The 15587-nt window shown below is 71.6% G+C and carries 11 protein-coding genes and 1 pseudogene; 5 read left to right on the forward strand and 7 right to left on the reverse strand.

The window, feature by feature from the left end; translation table 11 throughout:
* Positions 1-267, reverse strand: a pseudogene (locus PSR1_RS09680) (hypothetical protein); the annotation flags it as partial.
* A 294-nt stretch (positions 268-561) separates the two neighbouring features.
* On the opposite strand from PSR1_RS09680, the gene PSR1_RS09685 reads away from it, so the two are divergent.
* Both PSR1_RS09685 and PSR1_RS09690 read left to right on the forward strand, forming a co-directional pair.
* On the forward strand, positions 562-2682 hold the full coding sequence (locus tag PSR1_RS09685) for a S46 family peptidase (RefSeq protein WP_059437396.1): 2121 nt from the start codon (positions 562-564) through the stop codon (positions 2680-2682).
* Between the two features lie 112 nt (positions 2683-2794).
* Positions 2795-4165, forward strand: a complete 1371-nt coding sequence (locus tag PSR1_RS09690; protein ID WP_059437397.1) for an NCS2 family permease — start codon at positions 2795-2797, stop codon at positions 4163-4165.
* A gap of 51 nt (positions 4166-4216) precedes the next feature.
* On the opposite strand, the gene nadA is transcribed toward PSR1_RS09690, so the two are convergent.
* Both nadA and PSR1_RS09700 read right to left on the reverse strand, forming a co-directional pair.
* Positions 4217-5221: a quinolinate synthase NadA gene (nadA, locus tag PSR1_RS09695; RefSeq protein ID WP_059437398.1), complete on the reverse strand. Its 1005-nt coding sequence runs from the start codon at positions 5219-5221 to the stop codon at positions 4217-4219.
* Positions 5218-5439, reverse strand: a complete 222-nt coding sequence (locus PSR1_RS09700; RefSeq protein WP_041453656.1) for a hypothetical protein — start codon at positions 5437-5439, stop codon at positions 5218-5220. Before PSR1_RS09700 ends, nadA begins: the two co-directional genes overlap by 4 nt.
* A gap of 153 nt (positions 5440-5592) precedes the next feature.
* On the opposite strand from PSR1_RS09700, the gene PSR1_RS09705 reads away from it, so the two are divergent.
* On the forward strand, positions 5593-6387 hold the full coding sequence (locus PSR1_RS09705) for a class I SAM-dependent methyltransferase (protein ID WP_059437399.1): 795 nt from the start codon (positions 5593-5595) through the stop codon (positions 6385-6387).
* Between the two features lie 428 nt (positions 6388-6815).
* Positions 6816-7964, forward strand: coding sequence for an HNH endonuclease (locus tag PSR1_RS09710; RefSeq protein WP_059437400.1), 1149 nt, complete (start codon positions 6816-6818; stop codon positions 7962-7964).
* Here the strand turns inward: PSR1_RS09710 and lon are convergent.
* On the reverse strand, positions 7961-10393 hold the full coding sequence (gene lon / locus PSR1_RS09715) for an endopeptidase La (protein WP_059437416.1): 2433 nt from the start codon (positions 10391-10393) through the stop codon (positions 7961-7963). The two genes, PSR1_RS09710 and lon, sit on opposite strands and share 4 nt — an antisense overlap.
* Before the next feature lie 183 nt (positions 10394-10576).
* On the opposite strand from lon, the gene PSR1_RS09720 reads away from it, so the two are divergent.
* Positions 10577-12298 (forward strand): aminotransferase class V-fold PLP-dependent enzyme, encoded by a 1722-nt coding sequence (locus PSR1_RS09720; RefSeq protein ID WP_059437401.1) that lies wholly within the window; start codon positions 10577-10579, stop codon positions 12296-12298.
* A gap of 21 nt (positions 12299-12319) precedes the next feature.
* Here the strand turns inward: PSR1_RS09720 and clpX are convergent, their stop codons facing one another.
* From clpX to tig, 3 genes are all read right to left on the reverse strand, one after another.
* The gene (gene clpX, locus PSR1_RS09725) at positions 12320-13558 is read right to left on the reverse strand and encodes an ATP-dependent Clp protease ATP-binding subunit ClpX (protein ID WP_011422401.1); all 1239 of its coding nucleotides are present in this window, start codon (positions 13556-13558) and stop codon (positions 12320-12322) included.
* Between the two features lie 84 nt (positions 13559-13642).
* The gene (gene clpP, locus PSR1_RS09730; RefSeq protein ID WP_012527421.1) at positions 13643-14254 is read right to left on the reverse strand and encodes an ATP-dependent Clp endopeptidase proteolytic subunit ClpP; all 612 of its coding nucleotides are present in this window, start codon (positions 14252-14254) and stop codon (positions 13643-13645) included.
* Positions 14255-14273: 19 nt separating this feature from the next.
* Entirely contained in the window at positions 14274-15563 is a 1290-nt protein-coding gene (gene tig / locus PSR1_RS09735; protein WP_059437402.1) for a trigger factor, read from the reverse strand.
* Positions 15564-15587 lie beyond the last annotated feature (24 nt).

Here is a 15587-nt window from a genome sequence, read left to right on the forward strand (position 1 = left end):
GACGCCCCGCGCCTTCCCGGCGGGGACGGCCGCAGCGGGGGCGAGGGCCTGGAGCAGCGCGGCGTCGCGGGCCGCGAGCGTCGCCACCCCGTTCGCCTCCGCCTGCAGCGCGTGCTGCGACGCGGCGAGCCGCGCCGCGCCGGCCTGGAGCCGCCCGTCGAGCTGGCGCAGAGCGCTCGCCCGGAGGTCGGAGGTGAGGAGGTGGAGGGCGGCCGCACCGGCCCCGACCACGATGAGCGCATAGAGCCAGAGCTTGAGCCGGTTCATCGTCCGCCCTTATAGGCGGCTTGCCGAGGGGGTGTCAAACCTGCCGCCGGGCGAGCGAGCGCCTCTTTTCTTCCGTGTTCCCAGGAGGTTCGACGCCGAGCCCGGGTTCACGCACAGTGCACGACGCCCCTGATCGCGCAGGCGGCTGGCACGGGGGTCGGCCCCGGGGCCAGAAGGGGCGCCGCCCCCTCGCCGTGTGTCACGTCCGAGTGCACCTTTCCTCCGTACGATGCTGTTTCAACCTCGATCGGGCCGCCCCTCCGGGCCGGTCCGACTCGCCCGGAGACCCACCTCGTGAAGCGACTCCTGCTCGCGCTCCTCCTCGCCACCCCGCTCGCCGGCAGCGCCGACGAGGGCATGTGGACCTACGACGCGTTCCCGTCGGATCGCGTGGCCCGCAAGTACGGCTTCGATCCCTCCGCGGCCTGGCTCGAGCGCGCCCGGCTCGCCTCCGCCCGCCTCGCCGGCGGCTGCTCGGCGTCGTTCGTGTCGGACGGCGGCCTGATCATGACGAACCACCACTGCGTGCACGGGTGCGTGGAGGATCTCTCCAGCGCCGGCAAGGACCTGGTGGCGAGCGGATACCTCGCGCGCTCGGGCGCGGAGGAGCTGCGCTGCCCCGCGATGCAGGTGGACCAGCTGCTCCGGATCACCGACGTGACGAAGCGCGTGCACGGCGCGCTGGCGGGGCTGGAGGGCGCGCGCTTCAACGCCGCGCTCGTCGCCCAGAAGGCCGCGATCGAGAAGGAGTGCCAGGGCGGCGACCCGGCCCTGCGCTGCGAGCTGGTGGAGCTGTACCACGGCGGCGTCTACAGCCTGTACCAGTACCGCCGCTACGACGACGTGCGCCTCGTGTTCGCGCCGGAGTTCGCCATCGCGTTCTTCGGCGGCGACCCCGACAACTTCATGTTCCCGCGGTACGACCTCGACGTCGCGTTCATCCGCGTGTACCGGGACGGCAAGCCGGCGCCCACCCCGGACCACTTCAGCTGGTCGCCGGCCGGCGCCCCGGCGGGCGCGCTCACGTTCGTGTCCGGCAACCCCGGCAAGACCGAGCGGCTGCTCACGGTGGCGCAGCTCGAGTACGTGCGCGACCACGCCCTGCCCGACGCGCTCGAGCGGCTGGCGGAGGAGCGCGGCCTGCTCACGGGCTTCCAGCTCACCGGCCCGGAGGCGAAGCGCGTCTCCACCTCGCGGCTCTTCTACAACGAGAACAGCGTCAAGGCGCGCCGCGGCCAGCTCGCCGCGCTCCGCGATCCGGCGTTCTTCGCGTCGAAGGTGGCGGACGAGAACCGGCTCCGCGCCGCGCTGCGCCGCGATCCGGCGAAGGCCCGGAAGTACCTCCCGGCCTGGGACCGCATCGCGGCCGCGCAGGTGCGGGCGCGCGCGCTCGACGTCCCCTACGACTGGCTCGAGCTCTTCCCCTCGGGGCGCACCCGGCTCGGCGGCGACCTGTTCTGGATGGCGCGGCACCTGGTGCGCGCGGCGGAGGAGCGGAAGAAGCCGGACGGCGAGCGGCTGAAGGAGTACCGCGACACCGCCCTCCCCTCGCTGGCGGACCGCGTCACGAGCGCCGCGCCCATCGACGCGGCCTACGAGACCGTCCGGCTCGGGTTCTGGCTGGAGAAGGTGCGCGAGCGGCTCGGGACGGATCACGCCGCCGTGAAGCACGCGCTCGGGACCGCCTCGCCCGCCGAGGTCGCGCGCAAGGCGGTGGCCGGCACGGCGCTGCGCGACCCGGCGGTCCGCAAGGCGCTCTGGGAGGGCGGCGCGGCGGCGGTGGAGGCCAGCAAGGACCCGCTCATCGCGCTCGCGCGCGCCACGGACGCCGACGCCCGCGCGATCCGCACGCGGTGGGAGGACGAGGTGGACTCGGTCGAGACCCGGAACCAGGCGCTCATCGCGCAGGCCCGGTTCGCCGTCTACGGCCGGACCATCTACCCGGACGCCACCTTCTCGCCGCGGCTCTCCTACGGCCAGGTGAAGGGCTGGAAGCAGGACGGGCACGAGGTGCCGCCGTTCACCACCTTCGCGGGCGCGTTCGAGCGCCACACCGGCAGCGAGCCCTACGCGCTCCCGAAGAGCTGGCTGGACGCGAAGCCCCGCCTCGACCTGGCCACGCCGCTCGACTTCGTCACCGACAACGACATCATCGGCGGCAACTCCGGCTCGCCGGTGTTCGACCGCGACCTCCGCATCGTGGGGCTGGCCTTCGACGGCAACCTGGCCTCGCTCGGCGGCGACTACGGGTTCGACGACTCGGCGAACCGCGCCGTGGCGGTCCACTCGTCCGCCATCGTCCACGCGCTGCAGCGCATCTACGGCGCCGACCGCCTCGTCTCGGAGCTCGGCGCCGGGCCGGCCGGGACCGCCGGGGCGGCCACCCCGCCGGGCGGCACCCGCAGCACGAAGTAGCGGGACGGATCGCCACGGGCCCGGGTGCCGCCGAGGCGCCCGGGCCCGTCCATTTTGCCGCGCCGCCCCGCCCAGGGCCCCTGGTATCCTCCGCCGCCTCAAGGAGACCGCCGTGACCGCTCCCGCCTCCGCCCTCGATCGCTTCTTCGGCCTCCGCGCCCGCGGCACCACCGTGCGCCGCGAGATCCTGGCCGGCACCACCACGTTCATGACGATGGCGTACATCCTGTTCGTGAACCCGGAGATCCTCGGGAGCGCGGCGGGCGCGGGCCACTTCGCGGCGATCCTCACCTCGACGGCGCTGGTGGCGGCGGTCATGACCGCGGCCATGGGCCTGTTCGCGAACCTGCCGCTCGCGCTCGCGTCGGGGATGGGGCTGAACGCGGTGGTGGCGTTCGGCCTGGTGCTGGGCAAGAAGCTCACCTACCCGCAGGCCATGGGCGTCATCGTGGCCGAGGGCGTGCTCATCACGCTGCTGGTGGCGACCGGCCTGCGGCAGGCGGTGGTGCGCGCGGTGCCGATGACGCTGAAGCGCGCCATCGGCATCGGCATCGGCCTGTTCCTCGCCATCATCGGCTTCAAGGCCGCGGGCTTCATCTCGGCCGGCGGCGCGCTGCTGCAGCTCGGCCCGGAGGGCGCGGCGGGCCGGCTCACCGGGTTCCCGGTGGTGCTGTTCGCGCTGACGCTCGTGTTCACCGCCTGGCTGGTGTCGCGCGGCGTGCGCGGCGCCCTGCTCATCGGCATCGCGATCTCGACCGCGGTGGCCGTCACCGCGAAGGCGGCGTTCGGCGGCGCGGGCTTCGCCCCGCACGTCGCCAACCTGCCCACCTCGATCTTCGGCCTGCCGGACTTCTCGATGCTCGGCCAGGTGGACTTCTCGTTCGTCGCCGTGCTCGGCCCGCTCGCCGCCTCGCTGGCGGTGTTCTCGATCATGCTCTCCGACTTCTTCGACACCGTCGGCACGGTGGTCGCGGTGGGCCAGGAGGCGAAGTACCTCGACGAGAAGGGCAACTTCCCGCGCGCCAGCACGGTGCTGATGGTGGACTCCCTCGCCGCGATCGCGGGCGGGCTCGCCGGCGCCAGCTCGGCGACGACCTACGTGGAGAGCGCCGCGGGCGCGGCCTCGGGCGGCCGGACCGGGCTCACCTCGGTGACCACGGCGGCGCTGTTCGCGCTGTGCCTGTTCATCTCGCCGCTCGCGGGCATCGTCCCACCGCAGGCCACCGGGGCGGTGCTGGTGCTGGTCGGCTACATGATGATGCGCGACGTCGGCGCGATCGCCTGGGACGACCCCACCGAGTCGATCCCGGCGTTCCTGACCGTGACGGTGATGCCGTTCACCTACTCGATCACGAACGGCATCGGCGCGGGCTTCGTCTCCTACGTGCTCCTGAAGCTCGCCGGCGGCAAGGCGCGCGAGGTCCACCCGCTCATGATCGGGGCCTCGATCGCGTTCGTGGTCTACTTCGCCATCGGCGGGTAGGCGGCGGGCCGGCGGGCGCGCGCGGGAGGGCCCGCGGCGGCCGCGCCGGGCTCACGCGTCCCGCGGCACCGCGATCATCCGCTCCAGCGCGCGGCGCGCGCCGGCGGCCACGTCGGGCTCGACCTTGACCTCGTGCTTCCCGCGCACCAGCGCGTCGCGGATCATGAGCAGGTCGATCATCTTCATGTAGGGGCAGTGCATCCGGCACCCGATGCAGCCGTCGGCCACGATGAACTCGCGGTCCGGCCAGCGCTTCTTCATCTGGTGCACGATGCCGTGCTCGGTGGCGACGATGAACGTCCGGGCCGACGGGAACTTCTCCACCGCGGAGATCATCGCGGTGGTGGAGCAGACCACGTCGGCGATGTCGATCACGTCGGCGCGGCACTCCGGGTGCGCGATGACCACCGCCTCGGGGCGGCTGGCGCGCACCTTCTCGACGTTGGCCGAGCGCAGCACGTCGTGCACGGGGCAGCAGCCGTCGTAGACCACCACCTCCTTCTCCGGCACCTTCGCCGCCACCCAGCGGCCCAGGTTCCGGTCCGGCGTGAACAGGATCTTCTGCTGCGGCAGCGAGCGCACCACCGAGGCGGCGTTCGCGCTGGTGCAGCAGATGTCCGAGAGCGCCTTCACCTCGGCGGTGGAGTTCACGTAGGTGACGACGGCGTGGCCGGGGTAGCGCGCCTTCCAGTCCTCCAGCGACTCGGCGGTGATCGAGTCCGCCAGGGAGCAGCCCGCGGACAGGTTCGGCAGGAGCACCCGCTTGTCCGGCGCGAGCACCTTGGCCGACTCGGCCATGAAGTGCACGCCGCAGAAGACGATGGTGGACTGCGGCACCTTCTGGCCCACGATGGCGAGCTGCAGCGAGTCGCCCACGTGGTCGGCCACGTTCTGGACCTCGGGCAGCTGGTAGTTGTGCGCCAGGATGACCGCGTCCTTCTCCTTCGCCAGGGCGCGGATCTCCGCCTCGAGCCCGGCCACCTCGGCGGCGGGGAGGTCGCTGCCGGTGCCCGGGTTCGCGACCGGATCGTGGATGGGGACGAGGGGCAGGGTCATGGCTTCACCCGGGCGCCGCGCGCGGGCTTGATGTCGCCCGTGCCGGCGGGAAAGAGGCGCCAGAACTCGCGGCGCACGAGGCCGACCAGGGTGGCCGACTTGGAGAACCCGTGGTAGCGGGCCACCGCGTCGAGCATCGCCACGTCCTCGTCGGTGGCCGAGAAGCTGCGGACCTTGGCCGCCCTGCCGCCCTGCCGCTCGCCGTTCTTCCGGTTCATGCGCCGCGGTTCCGACTGCTCTAAAAGTTATATAAACGTTCGCGAAGACGTACGCATCCTACGCCGCCTGCGCGCCCCGGCGCAACCCGCCCGGCGCCGGCCCGCGCACGCCGGGCCTTGCGCGCCGCGCCGTGAGCGGGCATCCCTGGCGGCGTGCGCCTCGTCGTCACCACCCCGCTCCGCCCGTCCGCCGAGGAGGAGCGCGACGCCGTGCTCGCCGCGGCGCGCTACGACCTGCCCTACGCCGCCCGCGGCGGGCGGGCGCTCACCCGCGTGGTCGCTGCAGCCGGCGGCGAGGCCGCCCTGGTGCTCTCCGCGGCGCGCGCGGTGCTCGTGGCCGGCGGGGCCGAGCACGCCTGGTCGCCGGGGATGGGCGTCCTGCGCATGAAGCGGGTGCTGGCGGCGCGCGCGTCCGGGCGCCCCGCCGCGCCGCCCGATCGCGATCCGTTCACCGAGGCGGCCGGTCTCGAGCCCGGGGATCGCGTGCTCGACTGCACGGCCGGGCTGGGGGCGGACGCGCTGGTCGCCGCCGCCGCGGTCGGGCCGCGTGGCGAGGTGCTCGGCCTCGAGTCCTCGCGCGCGCTCGCCGCGTGGACCGGCGAGGGGATGCGCCGGCTGGAGCACGAGCCGGCGCGGCGGGTGGAGATCCGCTGCGCCGACCACGCCGCGTTCCTCGCCGCCGCGGCGGACCGGTCCTTCGACGTGGTGGTGTTCGACCCGATGTTCCGGCACGCGCGCGCGGAGCCGGGCGGGTTCGACGTGGTGCGCCGGCTCGCCGACGCGCGGCCGCTCGCGCCGGAGGCGCTGGCCGAGGCGCGGCGCGTGGCGAGGCGCTGGGTGGTGGTGAAGGACGGCGCGCCAGGGTGGGACCTGGCGCGGCTCGGGCTGGTGCCGCTGCCGAGCGCGCGGGGGGCGCATCGGTATTATGCGAGGGTGCCCGCTCGCTGATTCGCAGCGGGGCTGGCGGGGGGGGGGCTTGAGGGGGCGGCGGGGGCTGGCGGGCGAACGTTTCCGGATGGCTGTGAGGGTCCGGGGGCGGCCGGGGGCGGGGCCGTGTGCCGGAACCGTGGGCGGCGGGATCGGCTCGCGAGAGGCCCGAGCGCGGGGCGTGGCACGCGGAACGTGCGCGAGGTGGGCACGGGTGACGCACCGAGAGTGCACCCGTTTTTCTTCGCGTGAACGCTTGACCGGGTTCAGGCGTAGCGCGGCGTTCGTGAGCAGCGGCGTTCGGGCGCAGCCCTCTCGCGCGCTCCTGGGGCGCCGCTGCGGCGCGCGGACGTGAGCCGAGGGGGCGCGGACCCCTGCTCGCGTTCGCGCGCCCTGAGGCGTTCTCGCGCGTTTTACGATGCGCGAAATTCGCGTGCGATGCTTCGTGCATGGACACCGCACTCGAGTTCACGAAGCGTCTCGTCGTTCTCCTTCGCTCCGAGCGCCACGCCATGGCGGAGTTCCTGGTCGCCCTCGCGGAGTTCGACCGCAGGGGGCTGTGGAGGGAGCGCGGGCACACGTCGCTGTTCTCGTTCCTCCGCCGCGAGCTGGGACTCTCGGCCGGCGCGGCCCAGTACCGGAAGACCGCCGCCGAGCTCATCCAGCGGTACCCCGCCGTCGAGGGCGCGCTCCGGGACGGCCGGCTGTGTCTGTCCTCCGTCTGCGAGCTGGCGAAGGTGGTGACCCCCGACAACTGCGCCGAGATCCTGCCGCGGTTCTTCGGGCTGTCGAGCCGGGATGCGGCTGCGGTCGCTGCTTCGATCCGGCCCGTGGAGAACCCGCCCCGCCGCGAGGTCGTCGTGCCGGTCCGGGCGGTCAGTGCGCCGGCGTCGGTGGCGGCGCCCATCTCGGCGCCGATTCCATTTCGGGCGCCCGAACCAAACGCACCCGACCGGGTCGAGCCCGCGGGCCATCCGGATTCCGCTCGCGGTGGTCCTGTCGAACCGCGAGCCGTGGGGGCGTGCCCGGTGGCGCTCACTCCTGGGCTGCCCCCTGCCGCCAGGCCCAGCTCGGTGGACTGGCTCGACGGGGACTCCGCGCGGATGCACCTCACCGTCTCCAAGGCCTTCCTGAAGAAGCTCGACGCTGCCCGCGATGCGCTCTCCCACGCGATGCCCGGCGCCTCCCGCGAGAAGGTCCTCGAGGCCGCCCTCGACGTGCTCCTCGCCGACCGCGCCCGCCGCAAGGGGCTCATCGCTCGGCCGCAGAAGAAGGCTCGCCCCTCGAAGGCGGACCACATCCCTGCCCACGTCCGCCGGGAGGTCTGGGCGCGGGACGGCGGGCGGTGCACCTTCGTGCTCGCGTCCGGGGAACGCTGCGAGTCCACGCACCAGCTCGAGCTCGACCACATCGTGCCGCGAGCGCGCGGCGGGGGCTCGACGGAGGACAACCTCAGGATCCGTTGCCGGGGCCACAACCTCGCGGAGGCGCGCCGGGTCCTCGGGGACGCGCTGATGGACGGGTACGCGCCACAAACGAAGAGGCCGGCCGCGCCTGCGCGCGACCGGCCCCGGAGTTTTCCGAGCGGCGGAGGCTAGGCCTGCGCCGCGGCCCCGCCGGCGGACGGCGCCTCGGGCTTCGGGCCGCCGGGCTTCGCGAGGAACTCCTCGGGGCGCTCGAGCACCAGCGCCTCGCGCAGCACCTCGTCGGCGTGGTCCACGGGCACGATCTGCAGCTTCTCGCGGACGCGGCGCGGGATCTCGCGGATGTCCTTCTGGTTCTCCTTCGGGATCAGGACCTTCTTGATGCCGCCGCGGTGGGCGGCGAGGACCTTCTCCTTCAGGCCGCCGATGGGGAGCACGCGGCCGCGCAGCGTGATCTCGCCGGTCATGGCGACGTCCTTGCGGACGGGGATCCGGCAGAGCGCGGAGACCAGCGTCGTCGCCATGGTGATGCCGGCGGACGGGCCGTCCTTGGGGATGGCGCCCTCGGGCACGTGGACGTGGATGTCCACGTTCTCGAGGAACCGCTTGTCGAGGCCGAGCAGCTCGGCGCGCGAGCGCACGTAGCTCATGGCGGCCTGCGCGGACTCCTGCATCACCTCGCCGAGCTTGCCGGTGATGGTGAGCTTGCCCTTGCCGGGCATGACCTGCGCCTCGACGGTGAGGAGCTCGCCGCCGAGCTCGGTCCAGGCGAGGCCGGTGGTGAGGCCGACCTGGTCCTGCTCCTCGGCGGTGCCGTAGCGGTAGCGCGGCGGGCCCAGGTACTTCTGCACCATCCGCTCGCTGACCACGTACGTCTTCCCGTCCACCTGCCCGGTCTTCAGCACGTCCTTCGCGATCTTCCGGCAGATCGAGCCGATCTCGCGCTCCAGCGAGCGGACCCCGGACTCCTTGGTGTACTTGTGCACCAGGGCCCGCAGCGCGCTGCGCTTGAACTCGACCGGCACGTGCTCGAGGCCGTTGACCTCCTTCTGCTTCGGGATCAGGTACCGCTGCGCGATGGAGAGCTTCTCCAGGTCGGTGTAGCCGGCGAGCCGGATCACCTCCATGCGGTCCTGCAGCGGCAGCGGGATGCCCGCCATCGTGTTCGCCGTGCAGATGAACATCACCTTGGAGAGGTCGTAGTCGAGGTCGAGGTAGTGGTCGTTGAAGTTGAAGTTCTGCTCGGGGTCGAGCACCTCGAGCAGCGCGGCCGACGGGTCGCCGCGGAAGTCGGTGGACATCTTGTCCACCTCGTCGAGCAGGAACACCGGGTTGCCCGAGCCCGCCTTCTTCAGCGACTGGATGATCTTGCCGGGCAGCGCGCCGATGTACGTGCGGCGGTGCCCGCGGATCTCGGCCTCGTCGCGCACGCCGCCGAGGCTGATGCGCACGAAGCGGCGGTTCATGGAGCGGGCGATCGACTTCGCGAGCGACGTCTTGCCCACGCCCGGCGGGCCCACGAAGCAGAGGATGGGGCCGCGGATCCGGTCCACCAGCTTCTGGACCGCGAGGTACTCGATGATCCGCTCCTTGGGCTTCTTCAACCCGTAGTGATCCTCGTCGAGGACCTTCTCGGCCTCGGGGATCTCGAGCTTGTCCTCGGTGTAGTCGTACCAGGGGAGCGAGAGGATCCAGTCGATGTAGTTGCGCACCACCGTGGCCTCGGCGCTCATCGGGCTCATCATCTTGAGCTTCTTGAGCTCCTTCTTGGCCTTGAGGGTGGCCTCCTTCGACATCTTCTTGTTCTTGATCTTCTCCTCGAGCTCCTGGATCTCGTTCTTGAACTCGTCGCGCTCTCCGAGCTCCTTCTGGATCGCCTGCATCTGCTCGTTGAGGTAGTACTCCTTCTGCGTCTTCTCCATCTGCTTCTTGACGCGCGTCCGGATCTTCTTCTCGACCTGCAGGATCTCGATCTCGCCCTGCATCAGCTCGTAGAGCTTCTCCAGCCGCTTGGCCGGGGACTCGGTCTCGAGGATCGACTGCTTGTCGTTCAGCTTGAGGGAGAGGTGCGCGACGATGGTGTCGGCGAGCCGGGCCGGGTCGTCGATGGACGACACCGACGTCAGCATCTCCGGCGGGATGCGCTTGTTGAGCTTGACGTAGGCCTCGAACGTCGAGTGCACGGAGCGCATCAGCGCCTCGAGCTCGACCGTGCGCTCGCTCTCCTCCTCGATGTCGTCCGCCTCGACCACCAGGAACTTGTCCGAGTCGAGGAAGCGGCGGATGCGGGCGCGCTGCTTGCCCTCCACCAGCACCTTCACGGTGCCGTCGGGGAGCCGGAGCAGCTGGATGATCGAGCCGACGGTGCCGACCGCGAAGATGTCGTCGGCGGCGGGCTCGTTCGTCTTCGCCTTCTTCTGCGCGCAGAGGAGGATGGCCTTGTCGTGCGCCATGGCCTCCTCGAGTGCGGCGATCGACTTCTGACGACCGACGAACAGCGGCACCACCATGTGGGGAAACACGATGATGTCGCGGAGCGGGAGGAGCGGCAGCGTGCGGCTCTTCTTCCCGTCCTTCTTCCCGTCGTCGTTGCGCGAGAAAATGGGCACGGTGTTCAGGCTCCTTGATGGCCCCGGAGCAGCCCGTCGAGGCCGGTGAGAGACTAACACTTAACATCCGGGCCGACCCCGTTCTTCGGGACCGCACACAGGTTTCGCACCGGCCGGGCTCCCCCGCCCGCCCGCGCTCTTGTCGGGCGTCCCGCGCCCCGCTACAAGCCGGGACCCATGTCCTTCGACCAGGTGGCCGCGCACGTTCGCCGCGGCGAGATCGGCCGGCGTACCTTCGTCCGCACCCCCTTCGGGCGCCGGCTCGTGACGTACGCCGACCTGACCGCGACCGGGCGGGCGCTCGCGCCCGTGGAGGCGCTGGTGGCCGCCGCGCGGCCGCTCTACGCGAACACCCACACGGCCATCTCCACCACCGGCCGGGTCACCACCCGGCTGCGCGAGTCGGCGCGGGACGCCATCGCACGCGCCGTGAACGCGGGCCGGGACGACGTGGTGCTGTTCGTGGGGAGCGGCGCCACCTCGGCCGTCAACAAGCTCGTCGGCCTGCTGGGCCTGCGCATCTCCGAGCCGCTGGAGCGCGCGTACGGCCTCTCGCGCCACCTCCCGGCGGACGAGCGGCCGGTGGTGCTCGTCTCCCCCTACGAGCACCACTCGAACCAGCTGCCCTGGCTCGAGTCGGTGGCCGAGGTGGTGGAGGTGGAGCTCGACGGCGACGGCCAGGTGGACCTGGCCGACCTCGACCGGAAGGCGGCCCGCTACGCCGGACGCCCCCTGCGCGTGGGCGCGTTCTCGGCGGGGTCGAACGTGACCGGCGCGCTCACCGACGTGCGCGCGGTCGCGCGCGTGCTCCACCGCCGCGGGTTCCTGGCCTGCGCCGACTACGCCGCGGCCGGCCCGTACGTCCCCATCGACATGCACCCGGCCGACCCGGACGAGCGGCTCGACGCCATCGTGGTGTCCACCCACAAGTTCGCGGGCGGGCCGGAGGGATCCGGCATCCTCGTCGCGCACCGCGACCTGTTCCGCAGCCGCACGCCGGAGCGGCCCGGCGGCGGCACCGTCGAGTACGTGGCGGCGTTCGACCGGCTCTCGGTGGACTACACCGAGCGGCTCGCGGAGCGCGAGGAGGGCGGCACGCCGGACATCCTGGGCGACGTCCGCGCCGGGCTCGCGTTCCTGGTGAAGGAGGCGCTGGGCCCCGAGGCCATCCTCGCGCACGAGACGGCGCTCGCCGAGCGCGCAATGGCGCGCCTGCGCCGGCACCCGCGCATCCAGCTCTACGGGCCGGCGCGCGGGCCCCGCCTGCCCATCCTCTCGTTCAACGTGGAGGGGCTGCACCACGACTTCGTCTCGGCGCTGCTCGACCACCTGTTCGGCATCCAGAACCGCGCCGGCTGCTCCTGCGCGGGGCCGTACGGCCACCGGCTGCTGGGCATCGGCCCGGAGCGCTCGGGCGAGCTCCGCCGGGCCATCGCGCTCGGCGTGCTGGCGCTGAAGCCGGGCTGGGTCCGGATCTCCCTGCCCTACACGGCCACCGACGAGGAGATCGAGTTCCTGCTCGAGGCGGTGGAGCTGGTGGCGGACCACGGCGAGGCGTTCCTGCCGCTGTACCGCCTGGGCTGGGGCGACGGGATGTGGCGGCCGCTGGACGCGGCGCCGGCCGATCCGGTGCCGGTGGAGCTGACGGTGGAGGCGGTGCGCGCGGCGCTCCTGCGCGACGAGCCGCCGGCGACCCCGGCCGAGGAGCCGGTCACCGACGCGCAGGCGGCGGCGCTGCGCCGCGACTACCTGGACGAGGCGCGGCGGCTCGCGCGGGAGCTCGAGGCCCGCCACGCCGGCCAGCCCCCGCGGTGGAACCCGCCCACCGGCGACGCGTTCGTGGACCGGCTGGTCTGGTTCCGCTACGTGCACGCGGACCCTTCGACCCCGGCGGCCTAGGAGCGTCGAGGGACGGACGGCCTAGGCCGACTCCGCCTCCTTCTGCATCACCACGAGCGGCGCCTCGTGCTTGTCCACGACGTCCTCGGAGATGACGATCTCCCGGACGTTCCGGCGGCTCGGCACGTCGTACATGATGTCGAGCATCGCGTTCTCGAGGATGGCGCGCAGGCCGCGGGCGCCGGCCTTGTTCTTCATGGCGGCGCGGGCGATGGCCACCAGGGCGCCGTCAGTGAACTTGAGGTTCACCCCGTCCATCTCGAGCAGCTTCTTGTACTGCTTCACCAGCGCGTTGCGCGGCCGGGTGAGGATGTCCACCAGCGCCGGCTGGTCGAGCTCCTCCAGGCTGGTGATGACCGGCAGGCGGCCCACGAACTCCGGGATCATCCCGAACTTGAGCAGGTCGTCCGGCTCCACCATCGCGAGCAGCTCGCCCACGTTCTTCTCGGTCTTCGACTTCACGTCGGTGCCGAAGCCGAGGCTGCGCCCGCCGGAGCGCCGCTCGATGATCTGCTCCAGCCCGCAGAACGCGCCGCCGCAGATGAAGAGGATGTTGGTGGTGTCGACCTGCAGGAACTCCTGCTGGGGATGCTTGCGGCCACCCTTCGGCGGGACGTTCGCGACCGTGCCCTCGATGATCTTGAGCAGCGCCTGCTGCACGCCCTCGCCGGAGACGTCGCGGGTGATCGACGGGTTCTCGCTCTTGCGGGCGATCTTGTCGATCTCGTCGATGTAGACGATGCCCTTCTGCGCCCGCTCGATGTCGTGATCGGCGGCCTGCAGCAGGTTGACGATGATGTTCTCGACGTCCTCGCCGACGTAGCCCGCCTCGGTGAGCGTGGTGGCGTCGGCGATGGTGAACGGGACGTTGAGGATCTTGGCGAGCGTCTGGGCGAGCAGCGTCTTGCCGGAGCCGGTGGGGCCGAGCAGCAGGATGTTCGACTTCTGCAGCTCGACGTCGTCGATGGAGACGCGGCTCTCGATGCGCTTGTAGTGGTTGTGGACCGCGACCGCGAGCGTCTTCTTGGCCCGCTCCTGGCCCACCACGTACTCGTCGAGGATGGTCTTGATCTCGGACGGGCGCGGCACCCGCAGCTTCTGCTCGCGCTTCTCCTCGCCGGCGATCTCCTCGGCGATGATGTCGTTGCAGAGCCCGATGCACTCGTCGCAGATGTAGACCGTCGGCCCGGCGATGAGCTTCTTCACTTCCTTCTGCGACTTGCCGCAGAAGCTGCAGCTCAGCGTCTCGCGCTTCTCCACGTGCCACCTCCGGTTCGCGAGCCCGCTTCCTCGGCTGCTTCCCCTGGTGAGGATGCCCTCCGGCGCCTCGCCTCGTCCTTCATCTTACTGTGGCTTCTTCTCCGCCGCCTTCTTGTGCAAGAAGACGTCGTCGATCAGCCCGTATTCCTTCGCCTCTCCGGCGCTCATGAAGTAGTCCCGCTCGGTGTCCCGCTCGATCCGCTCGATCGGCTGGCGGGTGTGCCGGGCCATGATCTCGTTCAGCTTGGCCTTGAGGCGGAGCGCCTCCTTGGCCTGGATCTCGATGTCGGTGGCCTGCCCCTGGAAGCCGCCGGAGAGCTGGTGGATCATGATGCGCGCGTTCGGCACCGCGAAGCGCTTGCCGGCGGCGCCGCCCGCGAGCAGGAAGGCGCCCATGCTGGCGGCCTGCCCGAGGCAGATGGTGGACACCTGGGGCTTCACGTACTGCATGGTGTCGTAGATGGCGAGCCCCGAGGTCACCGAGCCACCCGGGCTGTTGATGTAGAGGTTGATGTCCTTGTCCGGGTCCTCGGACTCGAGGAAGAGGAGCTGGGCGATGATGACGTTCGCCACGTCGTCGTCCACCGGCGTCCCCAGGAAGATGATCCGGTCCTTGAGGAGCCGCGAGTAGATGTCGTAGCTGCGCTCGCCGCGGTGGGTCTGCTCGACCACGTACGGCATGGGGATGTAGGGCATCGCGGATCTCCGGCGTTCGCTACTGCTGGATGGTTGCGGCGGAGGAGAGCAGCGAGAGCGCCTTCTCCTCCCTGATCCTGTTCTTTAGCGCCTCGCGGGCGTCCTTGCCGCGCGTCTGCTGCTGGACCTTCGCCAGGGGCATCCCCAGCTCGTCCGCGATGCGGGCCGCCTCGGCCTCCAGGTCCTCGTCGGTGACCTCGACCTTCTCCGCGTCGGCGATCGCCTCGAGCAGCAGGGCGCCGCGCACCTGGAGGAGCGCCTGCTCGCGCAGGTCGGCGCGCATGCGCGAGACGTCGAGCTGGAGCTGGCGGATGTCGATGCCCTGGCGGGCGAACCGCTCGGCCGCGCCCTCGATCATGGTGTCGATGGCGCGCTCCACCAGCGCGGGGGGCACCTCGAACTCGTTCTTGGCGAGCGCCGCCTTCACCAGCGCGTCCTTCAGCTCCGACTCGGCGCGCCGCTTCTCGCGCTTCTCCAGGTCGGACCGGATCCGGGTGCGCAGCGCGTCCAGCGTCTCGACGCCCTCGATGCCCAGCTCCTTGGCGAGCGCGTCGTCGAGCGCCGGCGCCTGGCGGACCTTCAGCGCCTTCAGCGTGACCTTCATGTGCGCCGTCTTCCCGCGCAGCGCCTCGTCGCGGTGATCGGCCGGGAACGGCTCGTCGAGCTCGACGGTGTCGCCGATCTTCTTGCCCTTCAGGGCCTCGACGTTGCCCTCGGTGATCGGACCCGGCGCCACCTTGACGGTCACCCCCTCCGCCGTGCTGCCGTCGAACGGCTTCCCGTCGATGGTGCCCTCGTGATCGATGACCGCCCAGTCGCCCTCCTGGGCCTCGAAGCGTCCCTCCACCGCCACGAGCTGCGCCATCGAGTCCTGGATCTTGGTCAGCTCGGCGGAGACCGCCTCGTCGGTGACCTCGGGCGGCTTCCGCGTCACCTCGAGGCCCTTGTAGTCCTTGGGCTCGAGCTTCGGCTTCACCTCGACGCGCGCCGAGTAGCGCATGGGCTTCCCCTCGGCCACACCCTCGGTGATGGAGACGCTGGGCGCCGCCACCACCGGCAGCGCCTCGACCCGCACCGCCTCCGTGAACGTCTCGGTGACGATCCGCTCGGCGACCTCGCCCTCCACCTCGGCCTTGAACTGGCGCTCCAGCACCTTGCGCGGCGCCTTGCCGGGCCGGAAGCCGCGCAGCTTCACGCGGCGCGAGAGGCTGGCGTACGCGCGATCGAGCTCCTTGGCGACGCGATCGGGGTCCACCTCGATGGTGACCTTCCGCTCGACGGGGGAGACCGTTTCGACCTGGATCTTCATGTCCTGTTCGACCTTTGCGGGTGT

Origin of the sequence: Anaeromyxobacter sp. PSR-1, from assembly GCF_000964525.1 — a bacterium.
GTDB lineage: Bacteria > Myxococcota > Myxococcia > Myxococcales > Anaeromyxobacteraceae > Anaeromyxobacter.

What these genes read in the sequence shown, in the direction of transcription:
- nadA (WP_059437398.1), bottom strand. Translation starts at nt 5,221, where the DNA reads ATGACCCTGCCCCTCGTCCCCATCCACGATCCGGTCGCGAACCCGGGC.
- PSR1_RS09700 (WP_041453656.1), bottom strand. Translation starts at nt 5,439, where the DNA reads ATGAACCGGAAGAACGGCGAGCGGCAGGGCGGCAGGGCGGCCAAGGTC.
- PSR1_RS09710 (WP_059437400.1), top strand. Translation starts at nt 6,816, where the DNA reads ATGGACACCGCACTCGAGTTCACGAAGCGTCTCGTCGTTCTCCTTCGC.
- PSR1_RS09720 (WP_059437401.1), top strand. Translation starts at nt 10,577, where the DNA reads ATGTCCTTCGACCAGGTGGCCGCGCACGTTCGCCGCGGCGAGATCGGC.
- clpP (WP_012527421.1), bottom strand. Translation starts at nt 14,254, where the DNA reads ATGCCCTACATCCCCATGCCGTACGTGGTCGAGCAGACCCACCGCGGC.
- tig (WP_059437402.1), bottom strand. Translation starts at nt 15,563, where the DNA reads ATGAAGATCCAGGTCGAAACGGTCTCCCCCGTCGAGCGGAAGGTCACC.